The organism is Mycobacterium sp. IDUB_9 (genome assembly GCF_055419505.1).
This window is the reverse complement of record NZ_JBVAXU010000004.1, coordinates 351,263-367,005: the sequence shown is the minus strand read 5'-3', so window position 1 is coordinate 367,005 and position 15,743 is coordinate 351,263. Positions and strand designations below refer to the sequence as shown.

At 67.7% G+C, this 15,743-nt stretch carries 9 protein-coding genes and 1 pseudogene; 2 read left to right on the top strand and 8 right to left on the bottom strand.

The window, feature by feature from the left end; genetic code table 11:
• Nucleotides 1-22: 22 nt before the first annotated feature.
• The 4 genes from ACZY08_RS19845 to ACZY08_RS19830 form a co-directional block, all read right to left on the bottom strand.
• On the bottom strand, nt 23-928 hold the full coding sequence (locus tag ACZY08_RS19845) for an alpha/beta fold hydrolase (protein ID WP_463746329.1): 906 nt from the start codon (nt 926-928) through the stop codon (nt 23-25).
• Nucleotides 925-1,662 carry a hypothetical protein gene (locus ACZY08_RS19840; protein ID WP_463746328.1) on the bottom strand — a complete coding sequence of 246 codons (738 nt, stop codon included), beginning with the start codon at nt 1,660-1,662 and terminating at the stop codon, nt 925-927. Before ACZY08_RS19840 ends, ACZY08_RS19845 begins: the two co-directional genes overlap by 4 nt.
• Entirely contained in the window at nt 1,659-2,288 is a 630-nt protein-coding gene (locus ACZY08_RS19835; RefSeq protein WP_463746327.1) for an Mce protein, read from the bottom strand. The genes ACZY08_RS19840 and ACZY08_RS19835 overlap by 4 nt, the downstream gene beginning before the upstream one ends.
• 127 nt (nt 2,289-2,415) lie before the next feature.
• A complete protein-coding gene (locus ACZY08_RS19830) occupies nt 2,416-3,057 on the bottom strand; it encodes a TetR/AcrR family transcriptional regulator (RefSeq protein ID WP_463746326.1) in 642 nt (213 codons plus the stop codon).
• A gap of 90 nt (nt 3,058-3,147) precedes the next feature.
• Between ACZY08_RS19830 and ACZY08_RS19825 the strand changes: the two genes are divergently transcribed.
• Nucleotides 3,148-4,020 (top strand): alpha/beta fold hydrolase, encoded by an 873-nt coding sequence (locus ACZY08_RS19825; RefSeq protein WP_463746325.1) that lies wholly within the window; start codon nt 3,148-3,150, stop codon nt 4,018-4,020.
• Nucleotides 4,017-6,567, top strand: a pseudogene (locus ACZY08_RS19820) (aminotransferase family protein). The gene ACZY08_RS19825 and the pseudogene ACZY08_RS19820 overlap by 4 nt, the downstream one beginning before the upstream one ends.
• Here the strand turns inward: ACZY08_RS19820 and ACZY08_RS19815 are convergent.
• The 4 genes from ACZY08_RS19815 to ACZY08_RS19800 all read right to left on the bottom strand — a co-directional run bounded on the left by ACZY08_RS19815 (nt 6,525) and on the right by ACZY08_RS19800 (nt 15,740).
• Complete coding sequence (locus ACZY08_RS19815; RefSeq protein WP_463746324.1) at nt 6,525-9,365, bottom strand: helix-turn-helix transcriptional regulator; 2,841 nt, start codon at nt 9,363-9,365, stop codon at nt 6,525-6,527. The pseudogene ACZY08_RS19820 and the gene ACZY08_RS19815 overlap by 43 nt on opposite strands.
• Nucleotides 9,366-9,405: 40 nt before the next feature.
• Nucleotides 9,406-12,234 (bottom strand): LuxR C-terminal-related transcriptional regulator, encoded by a 2,829-nt coding sequence (locus ACZY08_RS19810; protein ID WP_463746323.1) that lies wholly within the window; start codon nt 12,232-12,234, stop codon nt 9,406-9,408.
• Nucleotides 12,231-12,863: a sigma factor gene (locus tag ACZY08_RS19805; RefSeq protein WP_463746322.1), complete on the bottom strand. Its 633-nt coding sequence runs from the start codon at nt 12,861-12,863 to the stop codon at nt 12,231-12,233. Before ACZY08_RS19805 ends, ACZY08_RS19810 begins: the two co-directional genes overlap by 4 nt.
• 105 nt (nt 12,864-12,968) lie before the next feature.
• On the bottom strand, nt 12,969-15,740 hold the full coding sequence (locus tag ACZY08_RS19800; RefSeq protein WP_463746321.1) for a helix-turn-helix transcriptional regulator: 2,772 nt from the start codon (nt 15,738-15,740) through the stop codon (nt 12,969-12,971).
• Between the last annotated feature and the right edge of the window lie 3 nt (nt 15,741-15,743).

The window sequence follows — 15,743 nt, the reverse complement described above, 5'->3', positions numbered from 1 at the left end:
CGCATCGACCGCAGTGAGTCGGTTAGCCGGCACGTCCGACGAAGTCCAGGATGCGGGCGGCCGTGACGTCCGGCTGATCGAGCTGCAGGAAGTGGCCGCCGGATTCGACGAGGTGGGCATCGCTACCCGCTGGCAGCACCTCGCGCACCCACCGGATGTAATCCGATGTGGCACAGCCATCGTCAGTGCCATGCAGGTACAGCGACGGCAACACCGGAGGCAACAGCCAGTGCTTGTGCAGCTCGGCGTACTGCGCCGGCGGGTTGCTCATGCGGATCGTCGCCCGGTAGTAGCCCAGCGCGGCACGCCACCGGTCCGGCGCACCGATCGCGGCGTCGACATGGCGTAGGTCCTCGGCCGCGTCGTATCCCGGCGACCATGTCTTCCACAGCCGGGGCACCACCCAGGACGCGGAACGCTCAGGAAGCCAAGGCAATTGGAAGTACATCATGTACCAGCTGCGCAGCGCCTGACGCGGCAACCGGGCCAACAGCTTGCCGGCGTCGGGCACCCGGCCCAACGGCTGAAACGATGCCAACGGCGGCACCGACATGATCACGGCCTTCTTGAATGGGCTGTCCGGCAGCGCAGCCACACCCGAAGCGGCCATGGCGCCCCAGTCGTGGCCGATGATCACATCGCGTCCGGTCGGCCCGACCGCCTGCAGCAGGCGCAGCGCGTCGTCCATGAGCGCACCGACATGATAGCTCCCGTCGGCGGGGACCGACGAGGGAACGTAACCCCGCATGAACGGTGCCACCACTTTCCAGCCGGCCTCTGCCAGAACCGGCGCCACCTTGCGCCAGCCGTAGGCCGTGTCGGGAAAACCATGCAGGCACAACGCAACCGGACCATCGTCAGGACCCCACGCCAGCGCCCGCAGTTGCACCGCGGGGGTGGCGACATCGATCCAACGCGGCTCGGTCACAGCGGCACCGGCTCATACTTGGACATCAGCCAGCTGCCACCGTCTTTGACCATCGTGGCCCGTGCCACCGACGGTGTCTTCTCCGGCATGTTGTCTCCCACCTGGACGCTCTGGTTGACGAACAGCACCACCTCGACGCTGTGCGGCTTCGCGGTGACCGTCCCGATCCGCAGCACATCGGCGACGGCAGCGATCCGCTGAGCGTGCGCGGCCGGGATCACCTCGTTGATCATCGCGGTGTAGGTACCGAGGAACTCCCCGGTCATCCGGTCTCGGGCCGCGGTGAGCTGCTGGTCGACAGTTTCGGTCTCATACGACAGCATCTGGACGGTGATCTCTTTGGCCGCTTGAACCGATTCGACTCGGGCCGTGTCGCTTTCGTTTTGCACCACAGTCAGCCACCGGAACACCCCGGAGGCCACTGCCAACACCAACGCGATCGCCGCCAGCACGATCGGCACGCTGATCCGCGAGCGGCCGGGGGACGACTCGGGTTCGGCTGCCGCGACGGGCTCCTCGACGGGCTCGTCTGCGCCGGCGTCGACCGTTTCCTCGACTGCCGCCCCCTCGGGCGCGGTGTCCGCGGGCGCGGTGTCCTCGGGCTCAGGGCCCGCCTCCTCGAGGCTTACCTGTTCAGCGCTTTCCTGTTCAGTGCCTGCCGGCTCGGTGGTCTCCGCAGAATCCGCTGTCGCCTTACGCCGCCCCGCCGGCGGCATCTTGTGCCGGCCGCTCACTGGATGAACTCCACGTTGGAAACCTTCGCCTGGCCATCAATATCCTGCACCGTCAACACCATTCGCCACACCTGCGGAGCTTGCTCGGGCACACCCGCATTCGTAGACCGAACGGTCACGGACATGAGCACGTCGGCCTTGCCATCCGAGTAAGACTCCAAACCCGAGGCGGTCACCGTGCCTACAGACTTCGACTTGATCTGCTTGACCACGTCGAGGAACGACTTCGAACGTCTCTCGAAATCGTCGTAGAACCGTCCGGTCGATGAATCGAGGACCCGCTGGATGTCGTCTTCGGCGTGTTCCCAGTCGATGCTCGTCAGATTGGTCGCACCCTGCCGCGCGGTCTCCACGAACATGTCACGCCGCTGCTGTTCGTGGTGGACCTGGTAGAAGTCGTAGCCCAGCCAACCTGTCAGTGCCGCCAGCGCCACGACCAGCGCCACTCCGACAAGCCCTGTGTATGAGCGCAGGAAGCCCCGCGGCTTGGTTGTCGCGTCCTCGGCGTGTTCACGCTCGTCGTCAGCAGCCTCGTCGTCAGCCTCTTCGACACCCTCGGTTTCAAGGGCGGACTGGCTCGACTTCTCGGTCTCGGCCGGCTCGACGTCGACGCTGTCGTCTGCCATTCATCTGCTCCTCGGTGGCACTGCAGTGACGCGTGCGATGGCACGCGTGCGGTCCAACGTACGTGGCACCGGTCACATCGCAATAAGCGGTACCGGCAGTCCCGGATAGGCCGCGCGGGTGACTCTCCTAGGTGCTGCCGGGCTCCCTGCACGTGATGCGCGCCCCTACCGCGCGCAGCGCAAAGTCCACCACCGCGGCCTGCGTGACCTCGCACTCGCCGTCGGAGATGAGCCGGGACAGCACGTGGCTGACCACCGCGCCGATGGCGACCGCGTCCTGCTTCGGTTTGGCCAGCGGAAACGACCCGTCGTCGAGACCCCTGCGCAGGATGGCCGCCAGTGATCGTTCGCGGTCGTCGTGCCACTGCTCACGGGCCGAGCGATAGCCCTTGGCCGCACGCACCTCGTCCGAATCGAGCACCGTCATGTGCATTGACAGCCGCTCGTCCAACAGCAGGCCGAAAAGTTGGTCGAGCCAGACCCGCAGCTGATCGGCGGGAGAGCCGTTGAATTGCGCGGCGATCCGGTCGAGCCGGCGGGCCAACGAGTCACCCTCACCCCGCATCATGGCCAGGAACAACGCATCCTTGGATTCGAAATGCCGATAGAAGGCTCGGGTGGACAATCCGGTCTTGGCCAGCATCACTGCCACCGGCACCGCTCCGCGATGGGGCTCGGAAAGGCAACTGAAGGCGGCCTCGATGATGACGTCACGCTCGCTGACGTCGCCCACCACCTCATCCGCCGCGGGGCCCGGCTCGATCTGCACGATTGACAATTCTAGAAACAGCGGGTCGCAGATGCGGCGAAAAACCTCCTGGGTAACGTGACTTCCCGGGGCCTGCCGAGAGGAATGTCCGTGAGTACCGGGAAAACCGAGCACAGCGAATCGCGCGTCGTCACGTTCCGCGGCGTCGATGACCTGAATCTGGTCGGCGACGAATGGAACCGGGACGCCGCGTCCGCTGCGGACCGACCAACCGTTCTGCTGCTACACGGCGGTGGGCAGAACCGGTTCTCCTGGAAGAACACCGGTCAGATCCTGGCCGATGACGGCCTGCACGTGATCGCCCTCGACGCGCGTGGTCACGGCGACAGCGACCGCTCACTGAGCGCGAACTATTCGGTGGAGGCGCTGAGCGCCGACGTGCAGCACGTGCTGTATCAGGTCGGCCGCCCGGTGGTGCTGATCGGGGCCAGCATGGGTGGGCTGACGAGCATCCTGGCTGCTCATGAGGCAGGCCCGGAACTGGTCACCAAGCTTCTGCTGGTCGATGTGGTGCCCCGGTTCGAGAAGAGCGGGAGCGCGCGTATCCGCGACTTCATGTTCACCAACGTGAACGGCTTCGACTCGCTGGAGGAGGCTGCCGAGGCCGTCGCGGCCTACCTGCCCTACCGCACCAAGCCGCGCAGCCCCGAGGGCCTGAAGAAGAATCTGCGCCTGCGCGACGGGCGCTGGTACTGGCACTGGGACCCAGCTTTCCTCACCAAACCCGAGGACGATCCGTTCGCCCGCGTCGACAAGCTGGAAACGGCCGCGATGAACCTGTCCATCCCGATCCTGCTGATCCGCGGCAAGCTCTCCGACGTGGTCAGCCCCGAAGGCGTGCAGGACTTTCTGAGGAAGGTGCCCGCCGCCGAATTCGTCGAGTTGTCCGATGCGGGGCACACCGCGGCCGGCGATGACAACGACGCGTTCTCCGAGGTCGTCGTGGAGTTCGTCGGGCGGTGAGCGCCGACCGCGAAACCGTAGGGTTCAACTTTCTGCGCGAGCTTGAGCTGCCCGCACCCCAGGTCGGTGAATCGTCCGCCCGCGACATCCTGGCCGCCCACTTCGGCCTGGTGGCAAGCGTGAAATCGCTGGGCAGCCAACAGGATAAGAATTTCCTGGTGCGTGACGGCGACGCGATACCGGGGTGCTGAAGATCGCGAACCCCGCGTTCAACGAGATCGAGCTGACCGCTCAGGAATTGGCCGCGGATCTGATCGCAGCAGCCGAACCGGATTTGCGCGTGGCGCAGCCGTTGCCCAACCAGCGCGGCGAAAAGCTCACTGCGGTAACCGGTCTGGGCTTGAACCGGAACGACGACACCGCCTACGTGCGACTGCTGCGACACCTGCCCGGCGGAACCCTCATCGAGTCCGGCTACCTGCCGCCGGCCACGATCGCCGAACTGGGTGCACTGGCCGGGCGGGTCAGCCGAGCATTGGCCGCTTTCAGCCATCCCGGCCTCGACCGGATCCTTCAGTGGGACCTGCGTTACGGCGCCGAGGTGGTGTGTCGCCTGGCGGCCCACGTCGATGACGACGCTGCGCGTTCCCGACTCGAGACCGCGGCCGATGAGGCGTGGACACGCATCGCACCACTGGCCGGCACGCTGCCCCGGCAGGCCGTGCACATGGACCTGACCGACGCCAATGTCGTGGTCTCCCGTGACATCGGCGGTGCCGTGCACCCCGACGGCATCATCGATCTCGGCGATCTGGCCGACAGTTGGGCCGTGAGCGAACTGGCCATCACACTGTCCTCGGTACTGCAACATCCCGGAGCCGACCCGGTGGCCGTGCTGCCCGGCATCCGAGCCTTCCACGCCATCCGGCCCCTGAGTGTTGCCGAGGCAGAAGCGTTGTGGCCGTTGCTGGTTCTGCGCACTGCGGTGCTGATCGTCAGCGGAGCACATCAGGTTGGTTTCGACCCGGACAACGACTACCTCACCGAGCAGTCCGACGGCGAGTGGCAGATGTTCGAGTGCGCCACCTCCGTGCCGATGGACGTGATGACGGCGCTGATCAAGGCCGACCTCGGACTGGCTGCACCGTCTGAGCCCATACAGGTTGACCGGCCGATGCTCGCCCTGCCGGGACCGGTGGTGACGCTGGATCTGGGCGCAACGTCCGATGATCTGAGCGACGCCTTCACGGCCGGCGGCTGGGTGAAACCCGACATCGAAGACCGCGCCCGCTGCTCGGATTACCGGCACTACCCGTCGAACATGCCGAGCACGATCTGATGGCCCGGCGCGACCGGGCGTTCGCCCCCGTACAGGAGCACTACTACCGCCGACCGCCGCGGATCGAACGGGGCTGGCGACACTTCCTGATGTCCACCAGCGGGCGTTGTTACCTGGACATGGTCAACAACGTCACGGTGTTGGGCCACGCGCACCCGCAAGTCGCGGCGGCAGCGACCCGGCAGCTGCGCAAGCTGAACACCAACTCGCGGTTCAACTATGCCTCCGTCGTCGAGTTCAGCGAACGCCTCGCCGGGCTGCTACCGGACCCGCTGGACACGGTATTTCTGGTCAACTCCGGATCTGAGGCCAGTGACCTGGCGCTGCGGTTGGCGACCGCGGCGGCCGGGCGCCCCGATGTGGTTGCAATGCGCGAGGCGTATCACGGCTGGACGTATGGCACCGACGCCGTGTCGACCTCCACCGCGGACAACCCGAATGCGCTCACCACCCGGCCGGATTGGGTGCACACTGTCGAATCGCCCAACAGCTTCCGCGGTAAGTACCGCGGAAGCGAGGTCGGGCGATACGCGGTGGACGCGGTGGCCCAGATCGACCAGTTGATCGCCGAGGGGCGCGCACCGGCTGCATTCATCTGCGAGACGGTCTACGGCAACGCCGGCGGCATGGCCCTACCCGACGGATACCTGCCGCAGGTCTACGCGGCGGTGCGCAGGGCGGGCGGATACGCGGTCGCGGATGAAGTGCAGGTCGGCTACGGCCGTCTGGGCGAATGGTTTTGGGGCTTCGACCAGCAGGGTGTGGTCCCCGACATCGTGTCGATGGCCAAATCGGTCGGCAACGGCTACCCCCTGGGGGCGGTGGTCACCAGCCGAGCGATCGCCGACGCCTTCCGCAGCCAGGGCTACTTCTTCTCCTCCACCGGCGGCAGTCCACTGTCATGCGCGATCGGCATGACGGTGCTCGACGTGCTGAACGACGAAGACCTGCAGGGCAACGCGTCCCGCGTCGGCGCGCATCTGAAGTCGCGACTGGAGGAACTGGCCAGGCGGCATCCGATCATCGGCACCGTTCACGGTGTCGGCCTGTACCTGGGTGTCGAGATGATCCGCGATCCCGACACTCTCGAGCCAGCCACCGAGGAAACGGCCCTCATCTGTGACCGGCTGCTGGAACTCGGAGTGATCATCCAGCCGACCGACGACCACCAGAACATCCTGAAAACCAAGCCGCCATTGTGCATCGACATCGAAGCGGCCGATTTCTACGCCGACACCCTGGAGCGGGTACTTACCGAAGGCTGGTGAGCGAGGCTGTCCGACATGCCCCGAAGTTGCCGACGAGAGGTAACCGAGAGCTTGACGAACACTTTCCGCAGGTGCCACTCGACGGTGTGGGTGCTGATGAACAGCTGCTCTCCGATCGCAGCGTTGGTCAGTCCGGCTGCTGCGAGCCGCGCGATCTGTGCCTCCTGAGCCGTCAGAACATCGCCGCCGGCAACCGGCTGTCGGCCCGCCCGCTCCCCCTTCGCGATCAACTCGCGCCCGGCACGATCGGCGAAAGCCCGGGCACCAAAGGCACAGAACATGTCGTGCGCGATGGTGAGCTGCTCCTTGGCCGCCGACCGGCGCTTCCGACGGCGCAGCCATTCCCCGTAGCGCAGATGGGCCCGGGCCAGGTGGACCCTGATGCGGGTACGTCCCAACCGGTCGATCGCCTCACGGTAGTGAGCCTCGGCGTCTCCATCGCCGGCCACCAGAGCCCGTGCACTCGCCAAAGTCCCTAGGGCCCAATCCGTGTCGCGAACCGATATACGCTCGGTGAGGCGCCCGCAGGCCTCCTGCGCAGCGTCGATGTTGCCGATGCGGGTCGCCGCCTCGATCAGTTCGACCAGATACCATCCGTACAGTCCGAGGTCCTCATACTCGGCAGCCTGCCGGGCCGCGGCGAACGCCTCCTCATAGCGGCCCAGACCATTGCAGAGCACGGCGGTCGCATATCGGGCCAGACCCAGCACCCGGCCTTCCCCAGAGGCAGATGCCGTCTCGGCACCAGCCTTGAGCGCATCGAGATGGTCCGGATCACCCTTCCACGCATCCAGCGCAAGAGAGTGATAGCGCAGCGGTGAGTAGTAGCGGGTCGACAGGGAGGTCGAATCAGCCTCCTTCAGAAGGTCTTCGGCGGCAACGAGCTCGCCGGCCAACATGTGCACGACGGCCCGGTAGGCCAGGGTCTCCGGAAGCAGTGCCAACGTGTCGGACGCCCGGACTCGTCGCACTGCCGCCGTGGAGAGCCGGTGCACCAACCCGTCATCCCATAGTTCATAGGCCGTGGACTGCTGGATGATAAGCAGCGCGGGCACCATCCACCGCGACGCCTGGGAATCGGCATCACGACGATGCGCACCCAGCTCCTCCACCGCCGCCGGCAATCCCTCCCCGGCATACGGAACACCGATGATCTGAGCCGTCATGCCCCGCAACACGGTGCCCACCGGCCCAGAACCGGTGGATAGGCTTTCGATACCGCACCGCGCGGTCTCGGCCGTCCGCGCCACGTCCGGGATATCTCCGAGCCGGCCTGCGTACATCGCCGCAGCGAGAGCTTCAAGATGCGTCTCAAGGCTCACCTCAGCGTCGAAGTGCTCGAATTCGACTGCAGCATAACTCATCCGGGATGCGATCTCACTCAACGAAGCCGCCCTGCCGTCGCCGCTGCGCCGCTTGGCGAACTCCATCTGCGCGGACAACCGCGCGGCTCGCGCCCGCTGCAGGCCGGTCATCGGTGCGAGGCCCGCCATGGCGAGCAACTCGTCGGCATCGGAAAAGGCGCCGGCATCGAGCTTGGCCCGCGCTGCGGCCAGCGCGCGGTCACAGCGAAGTTCCGGAACCGATGTCAGGACCGCGGCCCGCTCGAGAAATGTTGCGGCAACCGCCACACCGTTCCTCGCGTGCGCATGACCGGCAGCGACTTCCAGTTGCGCTGCCACCTCATCGTCGGGCCACGTCGCGGCGTTGGCGATATGCCAGATCCGGCGGTCCGGATCGATCTCGATATCGGTGACTTCGGCCAGTACACGGTGCATCTCGCGGCGTACGGACGGGGCGGCAGCGTGGTAAGCGGCCGACCGCGCGAGGGGGTGCAGAAACCGCACATCGGAGTCTATTTCGACCACTCGGGCGGCTACCGCCGGCGCCAGCACGTCGGCAGTGATCCCCAGGCTGTCCGCGACGCGACCCAACACAGCGGCATCGCCGACCGGCTCGGCCGCAGCGGCGAGGAGCAGCTGCCGAGTCGATCCGGGCAGCGCGCGGATCAACTCGACATAGTCGAGTTCGATTCTTTTGGCCCCCGAAGGGGTGTCGCCGCGGCGCAGCGCCCCGGCAAGTTCTGCGGCGGCACGATCACGCGGAAGTGAAACCAAAGCAAGCGGATTACCGTGGGTCTCGGCGATGATCCGATCGCTGACGCGCGGGTCGAGACGGGTCATCATCACCGTGCCCAGCAGGACTCGCGCGTGCTCATCCGACAACGGGCCGATCATGCGTTCGGGCAATCCGCTCAACACGTCTGCCCCGAGGTCACGAGTCGCGAACACCAACCCGGCCCGTTCGGTGGTCAATCGCCTCGCCACAGCAGCCAGAACCGCCAGCGTCACGGGGTCCAGCCAATGTGCGTCATCGACGACCCAGACCAGCGGCTCATCGCGGCAGGCAGCGGTCAGCAAATTCAAAACGGCTGAGTGCACCAATTTTTCGGTCGGCGGCGCACCGGATCCCAGTCCCAGAATCACCACCAGTGCGTCGCGTTGGGCAGTCGGCAGTTCGGCGAGGTGGCCGAGCAGCGGTCGGCACAACTGCTGTAGGCCGGCGAAGTCGAGATCCATGTCGAATGGCACTCCGGTCACCCGTACCGATCGGTAGTGCCCGACCCGCTCGAGAAGATGGTTCAGCAACTCGGTCTTCCCGACACCGACCTCCCCGCGCAGCACCAGAACCCTGCCCCCGCTCCGCACTCCCGTGACCAGATCCTCCAGAACCCGGCATTCGGTATCGCGTCCGATCAGCAGGCGCGCACCGGCATCGTGAAAAGATTTCCGCCACATACACATATCGACCGCACGGCAGCCGATTCTGTGACAGCCTCTAGTTCCCCAGCTTCGACGCGATATGCCGACGGGAACGGATACCCAACTTGCCAAACACTTTTCGCAGGTGCCACTCGACGGTGTGAGCGCTGATGAACAGTTGCGCGCCGATCTCCGAATTGGTCAGTCCGTCGGCGGCGAGCCGGGCGATCTGCATCTCCTGCGCGGTGAGCGACGCGGCGTCGACCGCCCGCCGGCCCGTTGCCCTGGCCGACGTCGCTGCCCCTGCGGCGGCGAGTTCTCGGCGGGCCCGCTCAGCGAACCCGTCGGCGCCCAAGTCGCTCAGCAGGGCGTATGCCTGGCGGAGGCGTTGCCGGGCTTCGCCCCGTCGCTGTTCGCTCCGCAGCCACTCGCCGTACACCAAATAGGCTCGTGCGGTGAGCATTCGGACGTCCGTACGCTCAAGAAACTCGATCGCCTCCCGATAGCGTTGTTCGGCGACGGGACCGTCAGCCACCAGCGCGCCGACGTAGGCCGCCGTGCCGCGCACCCAGTCGGTCCCGCTCACCGCAGCCATGTTCTCGATATGTCGCACCGCCTCGGTCGCCTCGGCCGGCACCCCCGATCGTGCTGCCGCCTCGACCAATTCGACCATCGACCATGTCGACAGTCCAAGCTCCCGTGGATATGCCGATCCACGCCGAGCAGCCAGGAGCGCCTCGTCATACCGGCCGAGTCCGTTGTACAGTACCGCGGCTGCCCACTCCGTCGCCGTCAGTGCCTTGCCCTCGCCGCGCAACAACGGGTCGGAGGTGATCAGATCGATCGCTTGCATCGTGCGCGTCTCGTCGCCTCGCCACGGTTCGACGACCATGGCGCCGTAGTGCGCGAAGAAACTGCTTCCGGTGACCTCGCCCAACGTTGCGGCCTGAGCGACCAGCGCGTCGGACGCGGCCAGGTCGCCCGCATAAACGCGGTTCGACAACCGCAGCAGCAGCGCCGACGGCAGGACGGCAAGTGCGCCGGCGTCCACAGCAAGCTCGACCAACCTGGCCGACAGCGTGGACCAGGCGTCGAATTCCCAAGTGTTGTGCGCCAATCGGCACGCCAAGGGCAGCCAGCCCAACCCATCCGCTGGGGAGAACCCTCCTGTTCGATAGGCCGCGAGGGCACGGTGAACCAGCGGCGCCCCCTGCGCGTAACCCGCAACCGTGATCCGGGAAACGCCTTCCAGGAGCAGATCTGAGCAAGCCGGGTCCGCGGGCCGCCGCATCGCGAGGATCGCAGCCGCCACCTGCTCCACCCCGACCTCGTCAGGCAATCTGCCGGCGGTGAGGGCGGCGTAGAGGGCATCACGGTAGGTCTCGGTTGCCAACGCCGAGTCAAGTGGCTCAAGCTGTTTGGCCGCGCCGAGGAGTGAGGGCAGACCCGCGCTCGCGCTCCGGAACGAGAAGAGACTTCGCCCACGCACGAGTTCGGCGAGGGCATGCTCACGCTGGGTCAACGGCAGCGCCGCGAGGTCGTCGAGAAGTTCGAGAGCCTCACCGAACTCGCCTGCCTCGCTCTTGGCCTGCGCTGCTGCCAGCGACCGGGAGCCACGACGACGCGGATCAGGCGTGAGTTCGGCGGAACGGTCGAGAAATGCGGCCGCCGCGGCAGCACCACCGCGTGCGCGGGCGCGGGCAGCCGCCAGCTCGAGGCCTGCGGCCACACCTTCATCGGGCTGACCTGCCGCACTTGCCAAGTGCCACGCACGTCGATCGGGGTCGTGTTCGGGGTCCGTCGCCTCAGCCAACGCCCGGTGCACCTGCCGGCGCTGCAGTGTCGTCGCCGATTTGTATACCGCCGAGCGCACCAGCGGATGCCGGAACCGGACCATCGTGCCGATGGTGAGTAGCTCGCCCGCCTGAGCTTCGGAGCCGGCGGCGACGGTGTCGATGTTCAACTCCACGGCCGCGCGGCGCAACAACGCAGCATCTCCCACCGGATCAGCCGCGGCGAGCAGCACCAGAAGCTGGGCCCCCGGTGACAACGAACGAAGGCGACGCAAGAAACCCTTCTCGATCTGGCCGGCCAGCGGTTGGTCGTCGATCCGGTCGGTCCACACGGCCACCTGCGCAGCCGTCACCTCACGTGGAAGTTCCAGGAGCGCAAGTGGATTCCCCCGGGATTCGGCCAGAATACGATCGAGCACCCGGTCGTCGACGCGGCCCGGGCAGCCCCGTGCCAGCAGAGTCCGGGCGTCGTGACCGCCCAGGCCCTCGATCCGCAGCGCAGGTAGATCCGCCAGGGCATCGCCCACTACGGGCTCGCGTACTGCGAAGAGCAGCACCACCCGCTCGGCCAGCAGCCGGCGACCGACAAACGACAAGGTCTGAGCGGAAATCCGGTCCAACCATTGCGCATCGTCGATCAAACACACCACGGGCTGCCGCGCCGCCGCTTCCGCCAACAGGCTCAGGACTGCCAGTCCGACGAGGAACCGGTCCGCGGGAGTGCCCGCGCTGAGCCCGAACGCCGTTTCGAGCGCCGACCGCTGTGGGACAGGTAGCCGGTCGAAATGTTTCCGGAAGGGCTCGCACAGCCGGTTCAACCCGCCGAAAGCCAGCTCTGCCTCCGCCTCGATCCCCGCGACGCGCACCACCTGGCATGCGGGCGCGTGGTCGCCCACGTAGTCGAGCAACGCGGTCTTGCCGATGCCGGCTTCTCCCCGCAGGACCAGTGCTGCACTGCGACCGCCCGCCACCGCCGTGACCATGTCGTCGAGGGCCGTGCGCTCCCATCGCCGGCCGACAAGCCGTCCCCGCGTTCCGTCGAGTCGCGCCATCTCCTCGACACGAGGCGTCTCGACGGTCCAGGCCAACCGGCCTGAGGTATCGGGACTCATGCGGCTCGGGAGGCGGCGTAGCCGCCGGCGAGGATGTGCTCCAGATCCCGCCGATCACCGGTGCGCGCGGCCTGCAGGAACGCGGCGGCAAGACGGCGGTGCGCGGCAATCCGGACTGCTGAGACGCGCTCACCGGTGTCGAGGCGGGTCTGGGCCCGGCGAACCAGTTGCCGCGCGTTGGCGACACTGGTCCGCAGCAACGCGGCGATGTCCACGTACGCATAGTCGAACCCTCTGCGCAGCACGTAGGCGCCCAGCTCCCCTGGCGTCAACCTGGCCATCAGCAGCGCCAGCAGCTCCTCGACCAGAGCGGTCTGTTCGGTCCGCGACACGGGCTCGTCGTCGCCGGTGTCGACCAGGTAGTCCAATGGCGACGCGGTCGGTGCTTCGTAGCGGTGCCGGGCCGACTGGATGACGTTGATCGCGAGGTTCGTCGTGGTGGTGGTCAGAAATGCGGCCGGGTTCTCCACGATCGCGCGGTCCGTGCGCTGCCACCGCAGCCAGGCCTCCTGGACCAGGTCTTCGGCGCCACAGGTCTCTCCGGTAACTCCGTAGGCGATACCGAACAGCCGCGTGCGATGGGTGAGAAAGATGTCGAGAGCCATGCCCAGTTCATCCGGTGTCGACATGCCTCCACCCTGGATGCCACGGGGCCTCCGTCGCGCCACGGAACTGCGTGGTCGAGTCCGTGGGCTGTGCACCACGGGACTACGCGGGCCGGCTACGTAGCGGGGCTAGCCCGAAGGTGCCAGGGCACCAGGCAGCTCGCGGCGGGAGCTGATGCCGAGCTTCGTGTACACCTTGCGCAGGTGCCATTCCACGGTGTGTGGGCTGAGGAAGAGCTCCGCGCCGATCTTCGGGTTGGTCATTCCGGCGGCGGCCAACGCGGCGATCTGCGCCTCCTGCGGGGTCAGGCTGGTCGTCGGCCCGGCTTCCCGGCTTCGCACGTGCTCACCGGTGGCCAGCAGTTCGCGCCGCGCCCGTTCGGCGAACGCCGTGGCTCCCATGCCATCGAACATCTGGTGTGCGGTGCGGAGGTGTTCCCGCGCCAGTGCCCGCCGACGGTTCCGGCGCAACCACTCGCCGTAGAGCAGGTGGGTGCGTGCCACCTCGACGACCACGCGGTCGCGGGCAAGTTCCTCGATGGCCGTGCGGTACAGCGCGTCCGCCTCGTCATCGTCGGCGAGCAGGGCTCGGCTGCGCGCGCTGACGCCACGTGCCCAGCCGGAACCGGCCGCGCGCGTCAGTTCAACCAGACGATCGAGCGATGTCTGGGCCGCCCCGAGCTCGCCACACCGCACCGCGGCCTCGACATGCTCGACCAACGACAGCCCGGTGAAGTTGTAGCCGTCGTGCTCGATGCCCGCCCGGGCCACCGCGAGTGCCTCGTCGTACCGCGCCAGGCCGTTGTACAGCACTCCCTGGACATAGCCGGTGACCCCCAGGAGCGAGACCTCGCCGTGTTGGGCAGCACGGGCTTTGGCCTCCGCGATCGGGCCGGCAGCGGCATCCTCCTCACCGCGCCACGCGGCCAGCACCAGCGAGGCGTAGGCGTGTGGGGTTTGTCCGGTCGCGGTGGAGATCGCGTCGGCCTCGTCGATCATGCGGGCGGCCGTGGCGAAGTCGCCATGGTGGATGTAGACGCCACCCAGGTAGATCAGCGCCGGCGGCAACGCCCCGAGCGCACCGATGTCACGGGCGAGCCTCACCGCCCGGGTGGCGAAGGTGTCCCACGCGGGCAGATCCCACCCGTAGTGGATGAACGATTCCAGCGCGACCGGCACGAGCAGCAGCCATCGCATCGTCGCCTCACGGCTGTGCAGGTCCTCCTGCGCGAACGGTTCGAAGGCCCGGCGCAATGCCGGCACACCGGTCTCATAGCCGTCGGCCAGCAGGGTGGCGACGCCGTCCAACAGCAGGTCGGCGGCCTCGGAGTTCGACGGCGGAGCGCCGGAAGCCCGGGCGGCGACCGCCGCGGCCTTGGCGCCGGCGGCTCCGTGGACCCGGCCGGCGAAGACTGTCGCGCTGATCGCCTCCAGATAGGTCTCGCGGGCCAGTGGCGACCCGGCGGCCGCGAATTGCGCGGCGGCGTCGAGCAGCAATGGAGCCGCTTCGTCACTGCGACTGCGGCCGAACAGGATTCGGGCCCGCAGACGTGCCAGCCGGGCCTGGTCCAACGGGTCGAGCGGGCACAAGCTGGCCAGGGTGGCCAACTCGGTCGCGCGATCCGGGGAGGCGGCCGAGAAATGTGCTTCGGCCGCCGCGAGCGCCCGCCGCCCGCGCTGCCAGAGGTCCGGGGTCAGCTCGGTGGCGCGCTCCAGCAGGACCGCCTCGGCCGCCATCCCACCGCGCTGCCGCGCCCGGCCCGCCGCGTGGTCCAAGCCCGCCGCGACCTCCTCGTCGGGCCCATCGGCGGCCTCCGCCGCGTGCCAGGCGCAGCGGTCCGGATCGAGAACCGGGTCGGTGACGGCCGCCAGGGCCCGGTGGACTGCCCGGCGCTCCTCGGGATCGGCCTGCCGGTACACCGCCGAGCGCACCAGCGGGTGGCGGAACCGGACGGACTCGCCGAATTCGATCAGACCGGCCGCCTTGGCGGGCGCGGCATCGGGCGCGATGTCCATCGCCTCGGCCGCGCGCACCAACAGCCGGGCCTCCCCGATCGGCTCCGCCGCCGCGATCAAAAGCAGCGTTCGGGTCGGCGCCGGCAGCATCTGGATCCGGTCGGCGAAGCCCTGTTCTATGCGACTCGACACCGATTCGCGGGCCGTCGCAGTCCCCGCCTCCACGCCGTAGGCGAGCTCAGCGGCACTGCTGCCGCGGTAGAGCTCAAGCAGCGCGAGCGGATTGCCGGAGGTCTCGGCGACCAGCCGATCGCGTACGCGCTCCTCGAGCCGCCCCTCCACCGCGGCCTCCAGCAGTTCACCGGCCGCTGCCGGCTCGAGACCTCCCAGCCGCAGTTCAGGCAGGTTCTTGAGGACCGCCTGGCCCTCTGGATCGCGCACGGAGTAGACCATCGCGACGGCCTCGGCCAACAGCCGGCGCGCCACGAACTCCAACGTCAGCACGGACACCTGATCCAGCCACTGGGCGTCGTCGACGATGACCAGTACGGGCTTTGTCTCTGAGGCCCGGGTGAGCAGGGTCAGAACCGCCAGGCCGACCAGGAACCGATCCGGCGGATCACCGGCGGCCAACCCGAAGGCGACCCGCAGCGCATCCCGCTGCGGCTCGGGCAGCGCATCGACCGTGCCGAGGAACGGTGCGCACAGTTGGTGCAGGCCGGCATAGGCGAGTTCCATGTCCGCCTCGATCCCGCGGGCGGTGGTCACGGTCATCCCCGAGGCCTGGGCCGCCACGAAGTCCAACAACACCGATTTCCCGATGCCGGCCTCGCCCCGGATCACCGCTACCGCCGATTCACCCCGGCGCAGCCCGCTGAGCAGGTCGGTCAACTGCGTGCACTCGCGTTGCCTGCCAACCAGGTTGGGCAACGGGCTGGCACTCATGCG

What these genes read in the sequence shown, in the direction of transcription:
- ACZY08_RS19835 (WP_463746327.1), bottom strand. Translation starts at nt 2,288, where the DNA reads ATGGCAGACGACAGCGTCGACGTCGAGCCGGCCGAGACCGAGAAGTCG.
- ACZY08_RS19815 (WP_463746324.1), bottom strand. Translation starts at nt 9,365, where the DNA reads ATGTGGCGGAAATCTTTTCACGATGCCGGTGCGCGCCTGCTGATCGGA.
- ACZY08_RS19810 (WP_463746323.1), bottom strand. Translation starts at nt 12,234, where the DNA reads ATGAGTCCCGATACCTCAGGCCGGTTGGCCTGGACCGTCGAGACGCCT.
- ACZY08_RS19805 (WP_463746322.1), bottom strand. Translation starts at nt 12,863, where the DNA reads ATGTCGACACCGGATGAACTGGGCATGGCTCTCGACATCTTTCTCACC.
- ACZY08_RS19800 (WP_463746321.1), bottom strand. Translation starts at nt 15,740, where the DNA reads ATGAGTGCCAGCCCGTTGCCCAACCTGGTTGGCAGGCAACGCGAGTGC.